Origin of the sequence: Streptomyces sp. P1-3 (assembly GCF_050613155.1) — a bacterium.
Lineage (GTDB): Bacteria > Actinomycetota > Actinomycetes > Streptomycetales > Streptomycetaceae > Streptomyces.
Genome location: NZ_CP192512.1, coordinates 7,314,011 through 7,330,636, shown reverse-complemented (window position 1 = coordinate 7,330,636; position 16,626 = coordinate 7,314,011). Strand labels below are relative to the sequence as shown.

At 73.1% G+C, this 16,626-nt stretch carries 15 protein-coding genes; 2 read left to right on the top strand and 13 right to left on the bottom strand.

Features of this window, described 5'->3' with window-relative positions; translation table 11 throughout:
- Positions 1–228 precede the first annotated feature (228 nt).
- Positions 229–2,325 (top strand): SpoIIE family protein phosphatase, encoded by a 2,097-nt coding sequence (locus ACQUSR_RS31250; protein ID WP_431046354.1) that lies wholly within the window; start codon positions 229–231, stop codon positions 2,323–2,325.
- A gap of 179 nt (positions 2,326–2,504) precedes the next feature.
- A complete protein-coding gene (locus ACQUSR_RS31245; RefSeq protein ID WP_431046352.1) occupies positions 2,505–3,299 on the top strand; it encodes an endonuclease I family protein in 795 nt (264 codons plus the stop codon).
- Between the two features lie 105 nt (positions 3,300–3,404).
- Here ACQUSR_RS31245 and ACQUSR_RS31240 read toward each other — a convergent pair whose 3' ends face one another.
- The 13 genes from ACQUSR_RS31240 to ACQUSR_RS31180 all read right to left on the bottom strand — a co-directional run bounded on the left by ACQUSR_RS31240 (position 3,405) and on the right by ACQUSR_RS31180 (position 16,486).
- A complete protein-coding gene (locus tag ACQUSR_RS31240) occupies positions 3,405–4,277 on the bottom strand; it encodes a discoidin domain-containing protein (protein WP_431046350.1) in 873 nt (290 codons plus the stop codon).
- A 731-nt stretch (positions 4,278–5,008) separates the two neighbouring features.
- Positions 5,009–5,569: a phage tail protein gene (locus ACQUSR_RS31235; RefSeq protein WP_431046348.1), complete on the bottom strand. Its 561-nt coding sequence runs from the start codon at positions 5,567–5,569 to the stop codon at positions 5,009–5,011.
- A gap of 2 nt (positions 5,570–5,571) precedes the next feature.
- A complete protein-coding gene (locus ACQUSR_RS31230; protein ID WP_431046346.1) occupies positions 5,572–7,560 on the bottom strand; it encodes a putative baseplate assembly protein in 1,989 nt (662 codons plus the stop codon).
- Between the two features lie 25 nt (positions 7,561–7,585).
- Positions 7,586–7,993 carry a GPW/gp25 family protein gene (locus ACQUSR_RS31225; RefSeq protein WP_431046344.1) on the bottom strand — a complete coding sequence of 136 codons (408 nt, stop codon included), beginning with the start codon at positions 7,991–7,993 and terminating at the stop codon, positions 7,586–7,588.
- Between the two features lie 2 nt (positions 7,994–7,995).
- On the bottom strand, positions 7,996–8,277 hold the full coding sequence (locus ACQUSR_RS31220) for a PAAR domain-containing protein (protein ID WP_431046342.1): 282 nt from the start codon (positions 8,275–8,277) through the stop codon (positions 7,996–7,998).
- Positions 8,278–8,295: 18 nt separating this feature from the next.
- A complete protein-coding gene (locus ACQUSR_RS31215; RefSeq protein ID WP_431046340.1) occupies positions 8,296–10,143 on the bottom strand; it encodes a VgrG-related protein in 1,848 nt (615 codons plus the stop codon).
- Between the two features lie 8 nt (positions 10,144–10,151).
- Positions 10,152–10,961: a LysM peptidoglycan-binding domain-containing protein gene (locus ACQUSR_RS31210; protein WP_431046338.1), complete on the bottom strand. Its 810-nt coding sequence runs from the start codon at positions 10,959–10,961 to the stop codon at positions 10,152–10,154.
- Between the two features lie 4 nt (positions 10,962–10,965).
- Positions 10,966–11,397 carry a phage tail protein gene (locus ACQUSR_RS31205; protein ID WP_304460301.1) on the bottom strand — a complete coding sequence of 144 codons (432 nt, stop codon included), beginning with the start codon at positions 11,395–11,397 and terminating at the stop codon, positions 10,966–10,968.
- Positions 11,398–11,431: 34 nt separating this feature from the next.
- Positions 11,432–12,748: a hypothetical protein gene (locus ACQUSR_RS31200; RefSeq protein ID WP_431046335.1), complete on the bottom strand. Its 1,317-nt coding sequence runs from the start codon at positions 12,746–12,748 to the stop codon at positions 11,432–11,434.
- Positions 12,749–13,828: 1,080 nt separating this feature from the next.
- Entirely contained in the window at positions 13,829–13,972 is a 144-nt protein-coding gene (locus tag ACQUSR_RS31195; RefSeq protein ID WP_431046333.1) for a DUF6760 family protein, read from the bottom strand.
- A complete protein-coding gene (locus ACQUSR_RS31190; protein ID WP_431046331.1) occupies positions 13,969–14,427 on the bottom strand; it encodes a hypothetical protein in 459 nt (152 codons plus the stop codon). Before ACQUSR_RS31190 ends, ACQUSR_RS31195 begins: the two co-directional genes overlap by 4 nt.
- The gene (locus tag ACQUSR_RS31185; RefSeq protein ID WP_431046329.1) at positions 14,427–14,870 is read right to left on the bottom strand and encodes a phage tail protein; all 444 of its coding nucleotides are present in this window, start codon (positions 14,868–14,870) and stop codon (positions 14,427–14,429) included. Before ACQUSR_RS31185 ends, ACQUSR_RS31190 begins: the two co-directional genes overlap by 1 nt.
- Positions 14,871–14,950: 80 nt before the next feature.
- Entirely contained in the window at positions 14,951–16,486 is a 1,536-nt protein-coding gene (locus ACQUSR_RS31180; RefSeq protein ID WP_431046327.1) for a phage tail sheath family protein, read from the bottom strand.
- Positions 16,487–16,626: the final 140 nt, after the last annotated feature.

Below are 16,626 nucleotides of genomic sequence, written 5' to 3'. Positions count from 1 at the left end.
CGGCTACCCGGCCGTAACCCGTGCGGCCCATGCCCGCACCGGGCGGAAATCCTGCGTGCGACGCAGCGGCAGCGGCCGAGTACGTCCGGTAAGGTCATCGCACTTGATCTGGAAGTCGCTCACGCCCGGAGCGATGATGGAGGCCAGCGGTAGGCACGCCGAGCGGGGACCGGACCGACGCTGCCGAAAGCGCGTCGATCCGCGACGGCTGGCGGAAGGAGTGCCTGGATGGGTTCGACCGACGCGTTCCCGGTGCGCCTGGACCCGGCGGAGGCGGGCCCCTCCGAGCCCGGTGGCCTGCTGGACGCCCTCGGCGTCGCCGCGGTCATGCTCGACTCCGACGGGCGGATCACCCTGTGGAGCCCGCAGGCCGAGCAGCTCTTCGGCTGGACCGCCCAGGAGGCGCTCGGCCAGTTCGCCGCGCAGCTCATGGTCGCCCCGGAGCACGTCGAGCTCGTCCTGAGCCTGTTCGCCAAGGTCATGGCGAGCGGCGAGAACTGGGCCGGGGCCTTCCCCATCCGGCACAAGGACGGCACCACTCGGATCGTCGAGTTCCGCAACATGCGGCTGCTGGACCAGGCGGGTGCCAGCTACGCCCTGGGCATAGCCGCCGACCAGTCCGTGCTGCGCGGGGTGGAGCAGGACCTGGCCCTGTCGGTGCGCCTGGTGGCGCAGTCCCCGATCGGCCTGGCCGTCTACGACACCGATCTGCGGTACGTGATGGTCAACCCCGCCCTCGCCCAGATGAACGGGCTGCCCGCCGAGCAGCACGTGGGCCGCAGCGTCCACGAGGTCCTGGCGTTCCTGGACACCGAGGCCCTGGCGGCGACCATGCGGCAGGTGCTGGAGAGCGGCAGGCCGCTGCTGAACCAGTACACCGTCGGCCGCCCGCCGCCCGACATGCGGACCGAGCACGCCTGGTCGGTGTCGTACTACCGACTCGAGGACCACACCGGGCGCGTCCTGGGGCTGTCCACCTCCGTCATCGACGTGACCGAACAGCACCGGGCGGCCACCGAGGCGGCCCGCGCCCGGAAGCGGCTGGCACTCATCGCCGACGCCACGGTGTCCATCGGCACCACCCTCGAAGTCGATCGCACGGCACAGGAACTGGTCGACGTGGTGGTGCCCCAACTGGCCGATCTGGGCGCGGTCGACATCCTGGACGCCGTCCTGGAAGGGCGGCGCCCCGGCGTCTCCCCCACCACCGGCAGCACTCGTTTCCGGGCCCTGGCCGTCAGGGGATCCGCCTACGCCGCGGAGGCGCTGGACGCCAGGGACCCCACCGGGCAGATAGCCGCGTACGACTCCGACCGCCTGATCACCCAGTGCGTCACCACCGGCCGCCCGGTGCTGGTGGCGCACGTCGGCGAGCAGGATCTGCGGCGGATCGCCCCCGACGCGCGGTCCGCGGCGCTGCTGGCCCGCACCGGCCTCCACTCCTATATGGCGGTGCCGCTCATCGCCCGGGGCGAGGTGCTCGGCGCGCTGGACCTGGGCCGCGCCCGCAACCCGCTGCCCTTCGACGACGAGGACGTGGTGCTGGCGGGGGAACTGGCCGCGCGGGCCGCCGTCTGCATCGACAACGCGCGTTGGTACCAGAACGAGCGCCGTACCGCCCTCGCGCTCCAGCGGCACCTGCTCACCCATCAGCCGCCGCAGCCCAAGGGGCTGGACATCGCCTACCGGTACGAACCCGCCCACGCCGCCGGCCAGCTCGGCGGCGACTGGTTCGACGCCATCCCGCTGGCCGACGACCGTACCGCGCTGGTGGTCGGGGACGTCATGGGCAGCGGGATCAACGCGGCCGCCACCATGGGACAGCTGCGGACCGCCACCCGGACCCTGGCCGAACTCGACCTGGGTCCGGCGGAGTTGCTGCGCCACCTCGACCGCATCGCCGCCGACCTCGACCCGGCGCTCGCCACCTGCATCTACGCCCAGTACGACCCGCACCGCATGCGCTGCACGATATCCGTGGCCGGCCATGTGCCCCCGGTCGTGGTCCGGCCCGGCCGGCAGGCCGAGCTGCTGCACCTGCCGTCCGGCGCGCCGCTGGGGGTGGGCGGTGTGCACTTCGAGGAGAGCACCCTCCAGCTGTCCCCCGGCGACCAACTGGTGCTCTATACCGACGGCCTCATCGAGACCAGGGACCAGCCGATCAACGCCCGGCTCAACACGCTGGTAGGGCTGCTGGCGGAGCCCCGGGCGAACCTGGAAGACCTCTGCGACCATCTGCTGGCGGCGCTGCGCAACCCCGACGAGCACGACGACGTGGCGCTGCTGATCTCGCGGGTCGGCAAGTTCAGCCCGCCGCTCCTCTGACGCCGCCGCGCACCTCGCGTCCATCGTTCTGACACAAGATCGACTCATGCCGTTCACACGTTCGATGTCATGTCTGTGTCACTCTCTCTGGTTGAGCGATCAACCGTCAGCTCGCGCCGGGCGAAGGGGACATGCCCCGATCGCCCGCGCGAGCCCCCCACCGGGAGAGGACCTTCTCCATGCGCATCCACCGCGTGAACCGCTGGATACCCGTGACCTTGGCGACCGCCGCCGTACTGACGGCCGGCGTCATCGTCCAGACCCCCGCCGCCGCGGCGGACACCGACTTCGACGACACGTACTACAGCGGCGCGATCGGCAAGACCGGTCCGCAGCTGAAGTCCGCGCTGCACACCATCATCAAGGACCAGAACAAGGTGTCGTACTCCCAGGTGTGGGAGGCGCTCAAGGTCACCGACGAGGACCCGGCGAACCCGTCGAACGTCATCGAGCTGTACACCGGCCGCTCGATCAGCGAGAACAGCAACGGCGGCGACTCCGGCGACTGGAACCGCGAGCACGTCTGGGCCAAGTCCCACGGCGACTTCGGCACCGCCACCGGGCCGGGCACCGACCTGCACCACCTGCGTCCCGAGGACGTGACGGTGAACAGCATCCGCGGCAACAAGGACTTCGACAACGGCGGCAGCGCGGTCAGCGGCGCCCCCGGCAACTACACCGACTCCGACTCCTTCGAGCCCCGGGACGCCGTCAAGGGCGACGTGGCCCGCATGATCCTGTACATGGCCGTGCGGTACGAGGGCGACGACGGCTTCCCGAACCTGGAGCCCAACGACTCGGTCACCAACGGCACCCAGCCGTACCACGGGCGGCTCTCGGCGCTGAAGCAGTGGAGCCAGGAGGACCCGCCGGACGCCTTCGAAAAGCGCCGCAACGAGGTCATCTACGACAGCTACCAGCACAACCGCAACCCGTTCATCGACCACCCGGAGTGGGTCGAGGCGATCTGGTAAGGCGCGCCCAGCGCCTTGTCGCGGGAAGTGACGCGCGTAGCACCGCCGTGTGCTACGCGCGTCACCGCCCGTCCCGGCGGATCGCCGCCGGTTCCCGCGGGCTCCTCACCGCCTCCCGAAGAACTCGACCTCGGCGATGGCGAGCCTGCGCTGGGAGCGGGCGCCGAACGCGGCGTCGGCCGTCAGCCGGACCCGTACGACATCCGAGCCGCGCACGTCGAACGTCTGCTGGCCGGGCTGGTCCTTGAGGTTGACCGCCTCGGTGGTGCGCTTGCCGTCCGCGGAGAACAGCGTCACGGTGAGCTCGGCGGGCCGCGCCTGGAGGAGGAACTCGTCCTGCTTCGCCGAACTCCCCGGCGTGATCAGCACCTTGCGCAGCCGCACGGGTTCCTCGAACTCGGCTTCCAGATACTGCCCGACGCCGGGGCCCGCCTCCGCGGGCGCCCAGTAGCGGTTGTTGAAGCCGTCGAACGCCGCGCCCGCCCGGTGCCCGGACGCCTCGCTGGAGGCGCGGCTCTCCTTGGGCCGCAGGGCCTCCAGTTTGCCGGTGCGGTCCTGGGTGAAACTGAACACGTCGTCGAGCTGGGAGCGGGCGAACCAGGCCGCTGCCGCCAGGACGAGCAGGGTCAGGGGCAGCGCCAGGCGGGGCCGGGGCCAGGTACGGGTCCGGGGGCGGCTCCCCGCCTCCAGGACCCGGTCGGAGCGCCGCCGGAAGAGCCGCCGCCACCACGGGAGCGGCGACGCGTCCGGACCGGCACCGGTCTCCAGCAGTCCGCCGCAGCGTACGCACAGGTTCCGGTCGGCGGAGTTGTCCGCCCGGCACCGGGGACACGGGCGTCCGGACCGGCGCGGAGCCGCGATCGGAGCGGCTGCGGCGGACGGGGCGGGCTCCTCCTCGGGCCGGTGGCCGGGCCCGCTGCCCGGCCCGCCGTCCAGCGGGTCGCCGGGTCGGCGCGGGGCCGCGGGGCCGGACGGCACCGGCCCGGGGCGCGTGCTCCGGGCGGGCGGTGACGGCGCGGGCGAAGGCGGCCCGACGGGCCGCAGCGGCCCGAGGTGAATGGTCGGCGGTGTCGGAGCGGCGGGACGCGCGGGCGCCCCCGGCGACTCAGCCGCGGCCCGGTCCCCCGCGGGGGACCCCGCGCCCGGAGCCCCTGGCGGCACGGGCCGGTCGGGCACGCCGCCCGGCGCGGCCGGCGTGCCGGTCCGCCGCGACGCACCGGGCGGCGCGGACGGGGCCTGCGCGGGGTAGGCGGGCGGGCCGGACCCGGCGCCCGGCCGCGCCGGTGGCGCTCCCGACCCCGTGGGGGCCGCACGCGGCGCGGGCGGCTGCGGCGCTGCGGGGTCGTCCTGCGACCCCGGCCCGGGCGGGGCGGGCCACCGCGGCGGCACGGGCGCCGCAGGCCCCCGCTGCGGAGGCGTGGACGCGCCGGGTGCCGCGGGGTGGTCCGGCGCCGCGGGCGGGCCGGGTTGCGGTGGCGCGGGCGCCGTCGGCCGCTGCGGCGGCGCGAATGCGGCAGGCGGCGTGGGTGCGGCAGGTGCCGCCGGATGGCCCGGCGGCGCCGGAGCGACCGGTGGCGCCGGGTGGACCGGTGGGGTGGCTCCCGGCTGGGCCGACCGCTCGTCAGGGCCGTCCTCCCAGTCCAGAAACGCCTGGCACGACACGCAGAACCGCGCACCGGCGGCGTTGCGATGTCCGCAGTCGGGACAGGTCATGGTCTCCCCGCTCCCTCCGCCGTGGGCAGGATCTCGACCCGGTACGCGACATGCGCGGGTACCTCGGCCGCCACCAGCTTCTCCAACCGCGCGCGGTCGAGCCGCGCCGGATCCGGCACCCGCAGCCGGACCGCCACCCACGGCCGTGCCGAGCCGGGCAGCGCGCCGCCCGGCGCCGACGACCAGGTGGTCGCGCCACTCTCGCTGATCTCCGGCTCGATGCCGGTCTCCACCCTGATCGCCGCGGCCAGCCCCCGCCGGGTGCCGCGCCTCCGGTGCCGTACGACGGCGCCCGCGACCACGGCGCGCCGCTGGGTCTCGGGCCGCTCCTCGTCCACCTCCACCGCGACCCACCCGGCCAGCCAAGCGAGGAAGTCCTCGGGCGCGGTGCGCGGGTGCAGGTGGGCTGGCAGGTTGTCGAGGGTGAGCAGCAGCGGTGCCAGCACCTCGTCCAGCGCGCCGAGGAACCGCTGGAGGAAGTCGTGCTCCAGGTAGGCGGCGGGGAGTTGGTGCAGCAGCGGGTGGGGGGTGGGCAGTCCCGGGATCGTCGCGCGCACGGTCAGCCCTCCCGTACCCGGAGCTGGTGCTCGTAGGAGAAGACCAGGGCGTGCCGGTCGAGGGCAATCTTGTTGGTCGCCTCGGTGCGCTGCCCCGTCACGGGGTCGGCGGGGAACAGCCGTACGTCCTCGACCAGATCGACCCCCGGTACCTGCTGGAGCACCGCGAACACCTCGCCGGAGTGGATGGGCCGCCCGAAGGGCCAGCCGGTTCCGGCCGGGCCTCCGGTGAGCGGGTTGAAGTAGCCGTACAGCGCGGTCAGCGCCGCGTCGCGCAGCCGCTCGGCGGGGTGGCCGCGGCCCGCCTGGACCGAGGCGACGACGGTGACGCCCTGGTAGTAGGGCGGTTCGACCACCAGCCGGGTGCCGATCGGGCGGGCCGTGTCCAGATGCGCGGCGATCCTGGCGAGGGTGTCCTGGTGCGGGATGAGTTCGTCGAACTGGATGCGGCCCTGCGCGTCGCTGCGACCGGCGGGCACCACCAGCAGCCGTACCCCGCCGTCGCCCGCGGACGTCCGCGCCTCGCTCCGGTCACGGCCGTCGCCGTGCACACTGCCCGCGGGGACGCAGAAGACCCGGGCGGCGTCCGGCGCGACCTCGCGGGCGAGCTGCTCGTAGTCGTGCGGAACGACGGCCCGGTCCAGGGTGCGCAGCGTCATGGGGCCGCGCACCCGCGCGTTCTCCACGGTCTCGCCGTCCACGCCGCCGAGCGCGGGACGGCGGTTCTCCACCCGTGCCACGTACGGCAGCGAGCTGCGCAGCACCCGCAGCGCGCCGCGGGCCACGTTGCCGCGGCGGCCGCCGCCGGTGCGGTAGCCGCGGACCCGGATCGGGCAGCCTTTGGGCGGTACCGCTCCGTACAGCCGCACGGATCCGTCGCGTTCCCGTACCGCGGGGCCGAAGTCCACCTGGCCGGAGTTGGGGTCCAAGGTGATGTGGCGGTCGTGGGCGGTGGAGTGGGCGAAGTTCTCCACCCGTGTCCACGCCACCCATCCGCTGCCCTCCGCGACCTCGACCACGAACGGCTCCTCCCCCGGCACCACCGGGGGCCGGGCGATCCGGAAGCCCTGGCCGGGGACGCCTTCGGAGAGGCCGAGCAGTTCCTCGGTGACGGTCTCGGCGTGGGCGGCCTCCACGGTGCCGCCGATGGTGAACGCGGTGATCTGCCGCACGGTCGGGGAGGCGAGGTACGTGGGCTGGTCGGGGGCGGCCTCGACCAGGCGGCAGCGCAGCCAGCCGCCGGAGTGCCGGGCCACCACGGAGGCGGTGTGCGCGGCGGGCATGTGCAGGATGACCTCGCCGGCCTTGTTGAAGCCTCCGGTGTCGTCCTTGTCGACCGCGCAGGCGACCCAGTTGCCTCCGTCCCAGGCCTCCCACAGCAGCGGCGGGCGGCGCGGGTCGACGCCGACGCCCTCGACCTTGCAGTCCAGGCGCAGGACGAGGACGCAGCCGGGGACCGGGTTGGACAGGCCGATGTACAGGCAGTCGCCGGGGGTGGGCGCGGCGGAGAAGCAGGGCACGTCGCGGCCGAGGGCGAGTTCCTCGGAGCGGTCGGTGGCGTTGCCGGTGGCGGGCCAGCCGGCGAGGTGGGCGAGCGAGCAGGGCGCCACGGACAGGTCGCGGCTGGTGGTGAAGACGACCGCTTCCTCGGTCTCGGTGCGCACGGTGGCGACCTCGGTGCCGGATGTGACGCGCACCGGCTCCGGTTGCGGGGCCGACAGCCAGAACGTCACCTCGGTGCGGGCCGCCGTCGGCGGGTACAGCCGTACCCCGATCAGGTCCAGGAAGGCCAGGTAGTTCTTGTCCGGCACCCGGTTCAGCCGGTAGACCAGCTGGTCGACCATGGTCGCGAACGCCTCGATCAGGGTGACGCCCGGATCGGAGACGTTGTGGTCGGTCCACTCCGGGCAGCGCTGCTGCACCAGCCGCTTGGCCTCGTCGACCAGTGCCTGGAAGCGCCGGTCGTCCAGGTTGGGGCTGGGGAGCGTCATACGCCCTCCTCATGGTGCGGGAGCGTCATACGCCCTCCTCGTGCCGCGGGATCACGTAGAACGGGAAGACGAGGTTGCGCGGGTCGTTGGCGCCGCGCACGGTGTAGCTGATGTCGATGTAGAGCACGCCGTTGTCCGCCTCGTCGAACCGGACGGCGACGTCTGCCACGTCGATGCGCGGCTCCCACCGCTCCAGGGCCAGCCGTACCTCGTAGGCGAGCTGTCCGGCGGTGCCCGCGTCGGCGGGTGCGAAGACGTACTCGCTCAAGGGGCAGCCGAATTCGGGCCGCATGGGGCGTTCGCCGGGCGTGGTGCCGAGGATCAGCCGGATGGCCTCCTCGATCTCACGCTCGCCGCTGACCAGGGCGATGGAGCCGGTGGCGTCGGTGCGGGGCGGGAAGGCCCAGCCCGCGCCGACGAACTGCTGGGCCACGCTCAGCCTCCGATCAGTACGGTCGGGCAGCCGGCGACGATCGGCGCGCCGCAGCCCGCCATGTCGCCGACGCGGGCGGCCGGTCTGCCGCCGATCAGGACGCTGGTGCTGCCGGGCGGTGCGACGGGGCTCGGGGGGTGCACCGCGGGCGGGGGGAACGCGCAGATGTGCGGGGTGCCGACGGTGGCCGCGGGCATTCCGCCGATGAGCACCGTCGGCACACCTGGCGGGCCGATGGCACCCGGGTGTCCGGTGGCATCGCCGACACGGGCGGCTGGTGGCATGTGCGGGGTCCCCCTGCCTCAATTGATCTTCACCAAGGGGGCGTTGACGGACACCGTCGCGCCGCCCTTGATCTCGGTGCGCGCGGTGCCGTTCACCGTCACCTGGCTGCCCTGGACCTCGACCGCGCCGCCGCTGGACAGCTTGACCTGGCCGCTGCCGCCGTCGAGTTGCACTCCGCTGCGGGCGGTCAGCTTGACGGAGCCGCCCGCGAGTTCGAGCGTTCCGGTGCCCGCGTCCAGCGCCATGGAGCTGCCCTTGATCGACACCTTGTCCTTGGCGTCGATCTCCACGGTGCCGTCGCTGTGCAGCACGATGGTGGTGCCCTTGCGGTCCAGCGCGATCTTCAGCTTGCCGTCGGTGGACGCAAGCCGTACTTCCTGCGGGCCGTTGGGGGTGTCCAGCACCTCCAGCTTTCCGTGCTTGGAGCCGAAGGCGCGCTTGTTGACCGCGCCACTGGTGGAGTCCACCGTCTCGCCTTCCTCCTTGCCCTCCTGCCCCGGCTTGTCCTGCCCGTTGTAGAGCGCGGCGATGACGTACGGGCGGTCCAGGAACCCCTGGTCGAACCCGACCAGGACCTCGTCGCCGACGTCCGGGATGAACGCCTGGCCGCCGGCGGTGCCGGTCGCCTGCGCGGTACGCGCCCAGTCGCTGGCGTACTCGTCGGACAGCCACGGGAAGCCGACCTTGACCCGGCCGAGCCCTTCCGGGTCCTTGGTGTCCGTGACCGTGCCGTTGACCAGCCCGGACGAGGCCGCCGCGGGATTCTGGGCGCCTCCGGTCAGCCCGAACAGGGAGCGCTCCTGCTGCCCGGAGACGCTGATCCACGTCTCGTAGCCGCGCCGGGAGTCGAACACATGCCGGGTGGAGGTGACGGTGTACCGGCCTTCGAACGGTGCGCCGACACCCGTGAGAGTGACCGCGCCGCCCGCCCTGACCTGGGGGTTGCCGCGGATGACCGCCTCCAGTTCGGCGAAGGACCCGGCGATGCGCTCGGCCAGGGCCTTGGCGGCCTGGTCGACCTCCGCCTGGGTCCCGTACGCGGCGTCGCTGACGACGAAGTAGGCCTCCCCGAACGGCTCGGACACCTGGGCGGCGGTGACGCCCAGCTCCAGGGTGCCGGCCCTGCCCGCGGGTGCCCGGCCGACCAGCGGCCTCTTGGCCCGCAGGTCCCAGCCGCGCACCTCGACGGCCGACACCTGTTCGGCCGCCGACACCCCGGCTCGGCAGCGCAGGAGGTTGTCGCCCATCTCCAGGACCAGCGGGCTCTTGTCCGCGCGGGTGGAGACATCCGGTGCGCCGCCGGCCTCGGTGGGTCTCACGACGTGCAGCTGCCCGTCACGGACATAGATCTGCGCCCCCGCCTCCTGGGCGAGGTGGCGCAGGAACTCCCAGTCGGTGACGTTGGGCTGGGCAACGTGCTCCAGGACCGGGCCGGCGACATCGACCTTGCCGGGCCGCAGTCCCGCGCGCTGGGCCACCCGGGCGCAGATGTCGGCGAGCGTCATGTTCTGGTAGCTGGCCACCCGGCGGCCGCGGAAGAGGCGGTAGGACTCGTCGAGGCCGCGCACCACCGTGAAGGTCCCGGTGTCGTCGATCTCCACTTCGAGGGCGGTGACGCTGCCGGTGAGCAGGGGCTGCGGCGACGCGCCGCCGGCCTTGGCCAGCAGTCGCGCCTTCGCGCCGATCGTGATGCCCGCCTGCTCCAGCAGCACCCGGCTGGGGTCGCGGAACCGCAGCACGAACAGATCGGGCAGCGTACGGCTGTCGTCCACATAGCCCTCGACCAGGGTGTTGGCGAGGGCGGGAGGCAGCGGGCGGCCCGCGAACTCCACCACCACCGACTTGGCGACGCTCTGTTCGACCATGTCTCACCTCACCGGCCCGCGCGCAGCGCCGCGCGGGCACCGGGACGGTCGGGCTCGTCCTGGAGCCGTTCGAGCTCGTCGAGAGCCGGCAGCAGCAGCTCCCGGCCGTGGGTGAGCCGCATCGGGTCGTCGATGCCGTTGGCCTCGGCGATCACCCGCCAGGCGGCGGGGTCGCCGTACTCCCGGTAGGCCAGGTGCGGCAGCGTGTCGCCGGACTGGACCCGGTGCACCCGGCGGGCGTGCAGCGCGCCGGATGTCGGGTTCTGGCCGGGCGTCTCGCCGCTGATCTCCTCCATGGTCACCAGGCACACCGCCCGGATCGGCACCCCGGAGGTGGTGAACAGCGTGTACTTGACCTGGACCTGGCTGACGTAGCCGGGGAAGCCGGTGAGCCCGCCCCAGTGGAAGACCACCCACGGCGGGGAGGACCGCTGCTGCTGCCGGGTCTCGCTGGTCGGCACACAGCAGGCGAACAGCTTCTCCACCGACGTCACCACGCTGGTGTCCTGCTTGTCGCTGGCGTCGAAGAACATCTCGACGGTGAGCTTGCTGGGCTGCGGCCCCTGGTACTCGGGCGGGCCCGCGCTCTTCGCCCCCTTGGCGTTGTCGCGCTTCCACGCCGCGGCCTTGGTCAGGCTCAGTTCCTTGGGGTTGAACTGGAAGTCGATCCGGCCGCACGGTCCGCCGGGGGTCAGGCTGCCGCCGGGCGGCGGGGTGCGCAGCTCCAGGTAGGCGTGCTCGAGTTTGGGCCGGGCCCCGCCGGCGCGGGCCGCGGCGCCGCCGGTGCCCGCGGCGCTGAACGCGATGGGGGTGCTCATCGCCTCAGCCCTCCATGACGTAGCCGTGGTGGGCGATCTCGATGGTCTCGATGGCCACCTTGGGGGACTCGGGATTGAAGGTGGGCCCGGTCCAGCGCACCGGCACCACCTCCAGCAGCCCCCATTGGGCGACCTTCTGACCGTCGCCGGTGCGCGCCTCGATGTGCGCCGTCTTGCGGCTGAAGCCGGTGGTCATGGACGCGAACCACTTGGCCACCTTCTCGGTCTCCCGGGTCAGCGGCCGGGACAGCTTCACGTTGGAGTACTTCAACCGGGTGGGCAGCTGCCACAGGTGGAAGTTGTTGCCGCCCTCCTCGCGCTGCTCCAGTACCACCTCGCAGCCGAGCCCCTCGCAGGTGTTGAACGAGCCGAGCTCGATGCCGTCGATGGTGACGACGAAACAGACGCTGACCGCCGGGTCGTCGGTTACGGGCACGGCCTGCCCCCTTTCTCGTCAGTACCTGGTGTCGTCAGTGCCTGGTGTCGATCAGGAACCCGGCCCGTTCGCGTTCCAGCCGCAGCTCGGCCTTGAGCAGCCGGCTGAGCGGCCCGAACAGGGCTCGGACCAGCTCGTCGGTGACGGCGAGTGCGCCTGGTTTTCCGGCCGCTGCCCCTGGTGCGCCTGGTGCGCCTGCTGCTGTGGCGCCTCCGGGGGTGTCCGGCTCCGGGCCGGGGGCCGGCTGGGGCTCGGGGGGCGGTTCTGGGGGTGGGTCGGGCGGCGCCGGTGGACCGTCCGCCGCGTCCCGCTGGGCGGTGGGCGGCACGTCGACCGGTGGCGCGAAGCCCCGCGTGGTGTACGTCTGCGGGGTGTACGTCTGCGGGGTGTACGTCTGCACAGTGGGGTGCCGCGCGACTGGCGACGGGGGGACGGGCGCCTGAGTGACGGGGAACTGGGCAACGGGGAGCTGGGTGGTGGTGGGCGGCCGGTCGGGTGGCCGGAAGACCACGGACCCGTCGGCCATCCGCTGCGCCACCCCCGCGGCCACGGCAACTGCGCCCGCGTCCACCAGGTCGTGTCCGGGGCCCGTCCGAGCCTCCTGCCCTGCACGGGCCTGGTACGGCATGGCTGCGGCGGCGCGCTGTACCGGCACCGGGGCGGCGGCCGGGCGCGACACCGGCAGCCCGGATCCGGCCCCGGCCGTCTGGACCGACGGGGTGGACGGGATGGACTGGGTCGTCCGGACCCACTGCACCGGCTCGGCCGGCGACGCCGTTGAGGAGGCGGCGGCCGCGGTCGCCGCTGACCGCTGCACGGACGCGGCACCGGCGGTGAGCCGGTCCGGAGGGGAGCCCGTACGACCGGCGGGCGGCGGCGCGGGCGGGGCTGCGGCCGCCCATCGCAGCGGAACCGCCTCGGGCGCGAGGGCGGGTGACGCTTCGTCGGCCGATGTCGGCGCCGCTACGCCGGAGAACAGCGGCACGGAGCGCTGGGCGACGAGCGGCACCACCGGTTCCGCGACCGGTGACGGTGCGGCGGGCCCGGGGATCAGCGTGCCGTCGGCGGTGGTCCGCTGGAGTGGTACGGGCGTACGGAGCGCGGTGTCCGGCGAAGGAACGGTCGGGGCCACGGGCCCGGCGGGCACCGGATCCGGCCGCGTGGTCGTCGTCAGCGGATCGTCCCCCAGCAGCGGGCTGATCGGCTCGGCCGGATCCGTTCCGTCGGCCCCGGCGGGCGGGTCAGGTGGGGTGGCACCGGCGCTGTCGGCCTCCCGCGCCACGGGCAGCGTCGGGGCGTCCGCCGGACCGCCGTCCGACGCGCCGGAGGACGACGCAGCGGAAGGCGACACACCGGAAGGCGACACACCGGAGGACGACGCGCCGGAGGACGAGGCGCCCGGAGGCGGCGCATCGGAGAAGGTCGGGCCGGAGGGCGTCGGACCGGTGATCGGGGCCGCGGGCGACGCGCCGGTACTCGCGGCCGGTGTGCGCTGTGCGGTGGGCGGCAGGCCTGGCAGCGGCGCGCCGAGCCCGACCCCCCGGGGCGGCGGGGCGTCTGCGGCGCGGGACCGCTGCACCGGTGCGAACACGTCGTCGCCCGAGCGCGGAGCCGTTCCCGGACCCGGGTTCGGACCCGGGTTCGGGCTCGGGTTCGGGCTCGGGTTCGGGCTCGGGTTCGGGCTCGGGTCCGGGCTCGGGTTCGGGCTCGGGTCCGGCTCGCGGCCCGTCTCCGTCGCCTGCGGCGGTGCGACGACCGGCAGTTGTGCCAGGTCACGTAGGGATGTCTCCAGCGGCCGGGCGGAGACCAGTGACCGGGTAACGGCCCGTTGGAGCGGGACAGGCGGGGCGGGCGCGCCGTCGTCCGCCGGCGGCCCGGCGGCACTTGGAGCCTCGGGCAGGGCGGCAGTCGCGGCTGGGCCGCCCCCGACTCGGTCGGCACCCGAGGCACGACCGTCCTGGGTCCCGACACCACCCGAATCGAAACCGTCCTCGGCCCCGACACGCCCCGCAGCAGGACCATCCCCCGCCCGGACACCCCCCGAAGCAAGCCCCTCCCCGGCCCGGGCACCCCCTGGCCCGGAGCGGTCCGGGGTCCGGCTCACCGTCGGCTCGACGGCGTCGGCAAGCCCGTGCCCCAGCCCGGACGGGGCCCGCGCGCTGACCAGATGGCCGAGCGGGGCCGTGAAGGAAGCGTCCCGCCAGGTCGCCAGCGAGCCGCGGAACCCGGCCGGGTCGGAGACCAGATCGACGGCGCCCACGGCCCGCTGGAGCGGCGGCAGTTCGCGCCATCCCCCGGGCTCGGGCGACGGTCCCGGGGTCGTGGCCGGTGCGGGGGTCACCGGGGCGGCGGGCGCGGCGGTGTGCCGGCGGCCGCTCAGCCAGGACAGCAATCCCATGAGTTCTCGGTTCCCCCCTTGCGTGTGCTTGCGTCACTTTCCGTTCAGCCGGGCGATCTGGTCCACGTACCTGAGTCGGTCGGCGTGTTCCAGGTCGAGGATCTGATCGAGCGACCAGTGGAAGTGGTAGGCGAGGTACGCGACTTCCTCGTGGATGCGGTCCGCCGCGTACGTCACGATTCCCCCAGGCGACCACCGCCGGCGAGGTCCACCGCGAAACTCTCCTGGCATGAGGGGCAGGTGACGGCCGCCCGGGTGTGCCCCTCGGCGTTGATCCGGCGGTAGAAGTCCTGTAGGAAGGCGAGGTCGGAGGCGAACAGGTCCTCGACGACGCCCGGATGGATGTCCTCGATGGTGCCGAGGCTGACGAGGACACGGGAGATGAGCACCACGGACAGATAGGCGGAGTTCTCCCGCACGCGGTCATCCCGCAGGGGGATCAGCTCGTCGCGTGCGGTGGCCAGGCGCATCACGCCCGTGCGGTGCACGGTGCCGGTCTCGTCCACGTACCCCCGCGGCAGTTCGAAGGGGAACTCGGTACGCAGCCGCTCGGTACGCTCCGGTCTCCCCGCGGCCTCCGGGCCCGGGGATGCCTGGCCGTCGCGCACGGCCGCTGGGATCGTCCGGCGCATCAGTCGACTTCCACGCTCTCGTAGGTGATGACCAGCTTCTCCGTGAGCACCGAGGTGTCGCCCGCCTTGAGGGTGCTGATCTCCAGCGACTTGGGCCAGGCGCCGATCAGCTTGTACCGCTTGATCGGCATGCCCTCATAGTCGAAGACGATGATCGAGCCGCTGCGGCGGACCTGGCTCATCCTTCCGAACCGCGAGTCCTTGATCCACCGCTCGAAGCTGTTGTCCTCCGTCAGACCGCGGGTGACCGTGACCTCGCCGGCCTTCGGCTTCCCCGGGAGCTTCTTGACGATGTACTGGCCGTTGACGGTGTTCTGCTTCAGCTCGATGACGTCCTGCTCCATCTTCAGACCACTGACCTCCGTGATATGCCGGATGAGGACGCTGTCGAATTCCAGCCCGAAGGAATTGGCTACTGAACTGTCGAGATCGGGGAGCGGCATTGCAGCCTCCTTGTGTCAGTCTCCGAAAGGCCGTGGGCGGCCGGTAGGTCGTCTGTCACGGACCGCCGTTCGGACCACCGTCACTCGTCGACCGCGCCGGAGCCGGCGGACAGCTGAGCGAGCCGGAAGACCACGAACTCCGCCGGTTTGACCGGGGCCACCCCGATCTCGCAGATGACCTGGCCCGCGTCGATGCTCTCTGGCGGGTTGGTCTCGCGGTCGCACTTGACGTAGAAGGCCTCGTCCGGAGTGAGCCCGAAGAGCGCGCCCTTGCGCCACTCGTTGACCAGGAACGCCCCCACGACGCGCCGGACCCGCGCCCACAGGGCGTCGTCGTTCGGCTCGAACACCACCCACTGGGTGCCGGCCAGGATCGACTCCTCCAGGTAGTTGAAGAGCCGTCGTACGTTGAGATAGCGCCAGGCCGGATCGCTGGAGAGGGTGCGGGCGCCCCAGATCCGGATGCCGCGGCCGGGGAAGGCCCGAATGCAGTTGAGGCCGATCGGGTTGAGCAGGTCGTGCTCGCCCTTGGTCAGCTGCGTCTGAAGCGCGACGGCGCCCCGGACCACCTCGTTCGCCGGGGCCTTGTGCACCCCGCGCGCGTCGTCGGTGCGCGCCCACACGCCCGCGATGTGCCCACTGGGCGGTACGAACGCGTTGCGCCCGGCGCCCGGGTCGAAGACCTTGATCCACGGGTAGTACATGGTGGCGTACTTGGAGTCGAAGCCGGTGCGGTCCTGGCGCCATTCCCGGACCTGCTGCGGGCTCAGCCCGGGCGGCGCGTCCAGGATGGCGATCCGGTTGCCCATCGTCTCGCAGTGCGTGATCAGCCCCTGCTGCACGGAGATCACCGTCTCCAGGTCCAGCACGCCGCGCTCGTAGGCGCCCATCAGGTCGGGGGCGGCGACCATCGTGATCTCGTCGACCGCTTCCAGGCCGCCGAAGCCGGTGCGCCGCTCGGCGTCGCCGACGTAGCTCTCCGCCGACAGCCGCCCGGCGGCGGGGTCCCCACCGGACGGCACGGCCAGCGTGACCGACTGCGCCGCGGGCCGGGCGGGGGCGGCCCCCTTGCCCGGCTCCTCCAGCGCGATCACCCGGGACTGGGCCTTGACCTGCGTGGCCACGTTGTCCTTGCTGCGCTTGCTGGTGACGGCCGGATAGGCCTCCACGACCTGGCCGTCCCGCTTGACCACCAGCTTGAACAGGTCCTGCGGCGGGTCGTCGCCCTCCGGTTCGGCGACCTCCACGGTGATCTCGCCGGTCACCCCGGGCAGGGTCCGTACGACGTACGGGCCGAGCTGGGCCTGCGGCCCGGCGGCGAGCTCCGCCCTGCCGGGCCCGGCCGCGGCGTCGGGACCGCCGATCCGCACCACGTAGCAGATGCCGCCGCCGTTGGCGAAGAAGCCGTAGACGGAGCCGGCGAGGTAGGCCCCGTCGACGAAGTCGCCGAAGGCACTGACGAACTGGGACCAGTTCGTGATCAGTGTCGGTTCGTTGAGCGGACCCTTCTGCGCGAAGCCGACGAAGGCGGCGACCGACGTGCCCACCCCTTCGATCGGGCGGGATCCGGACTCCACTTCCTCGACGTAGACGCCCGGGGACAGGTACGACGGCATACCACTCTCCTTGACCGGGGAAACGACAGTGATTCTCGTCAGCGGCCGGGATCAGCGGATAGGGCTTTCGGCCGCCCCGCCGTACAGATCCGGCTGCCCGATGGGGCACGGGGTGGTGCACCGCGTCCGTACCCGACGCG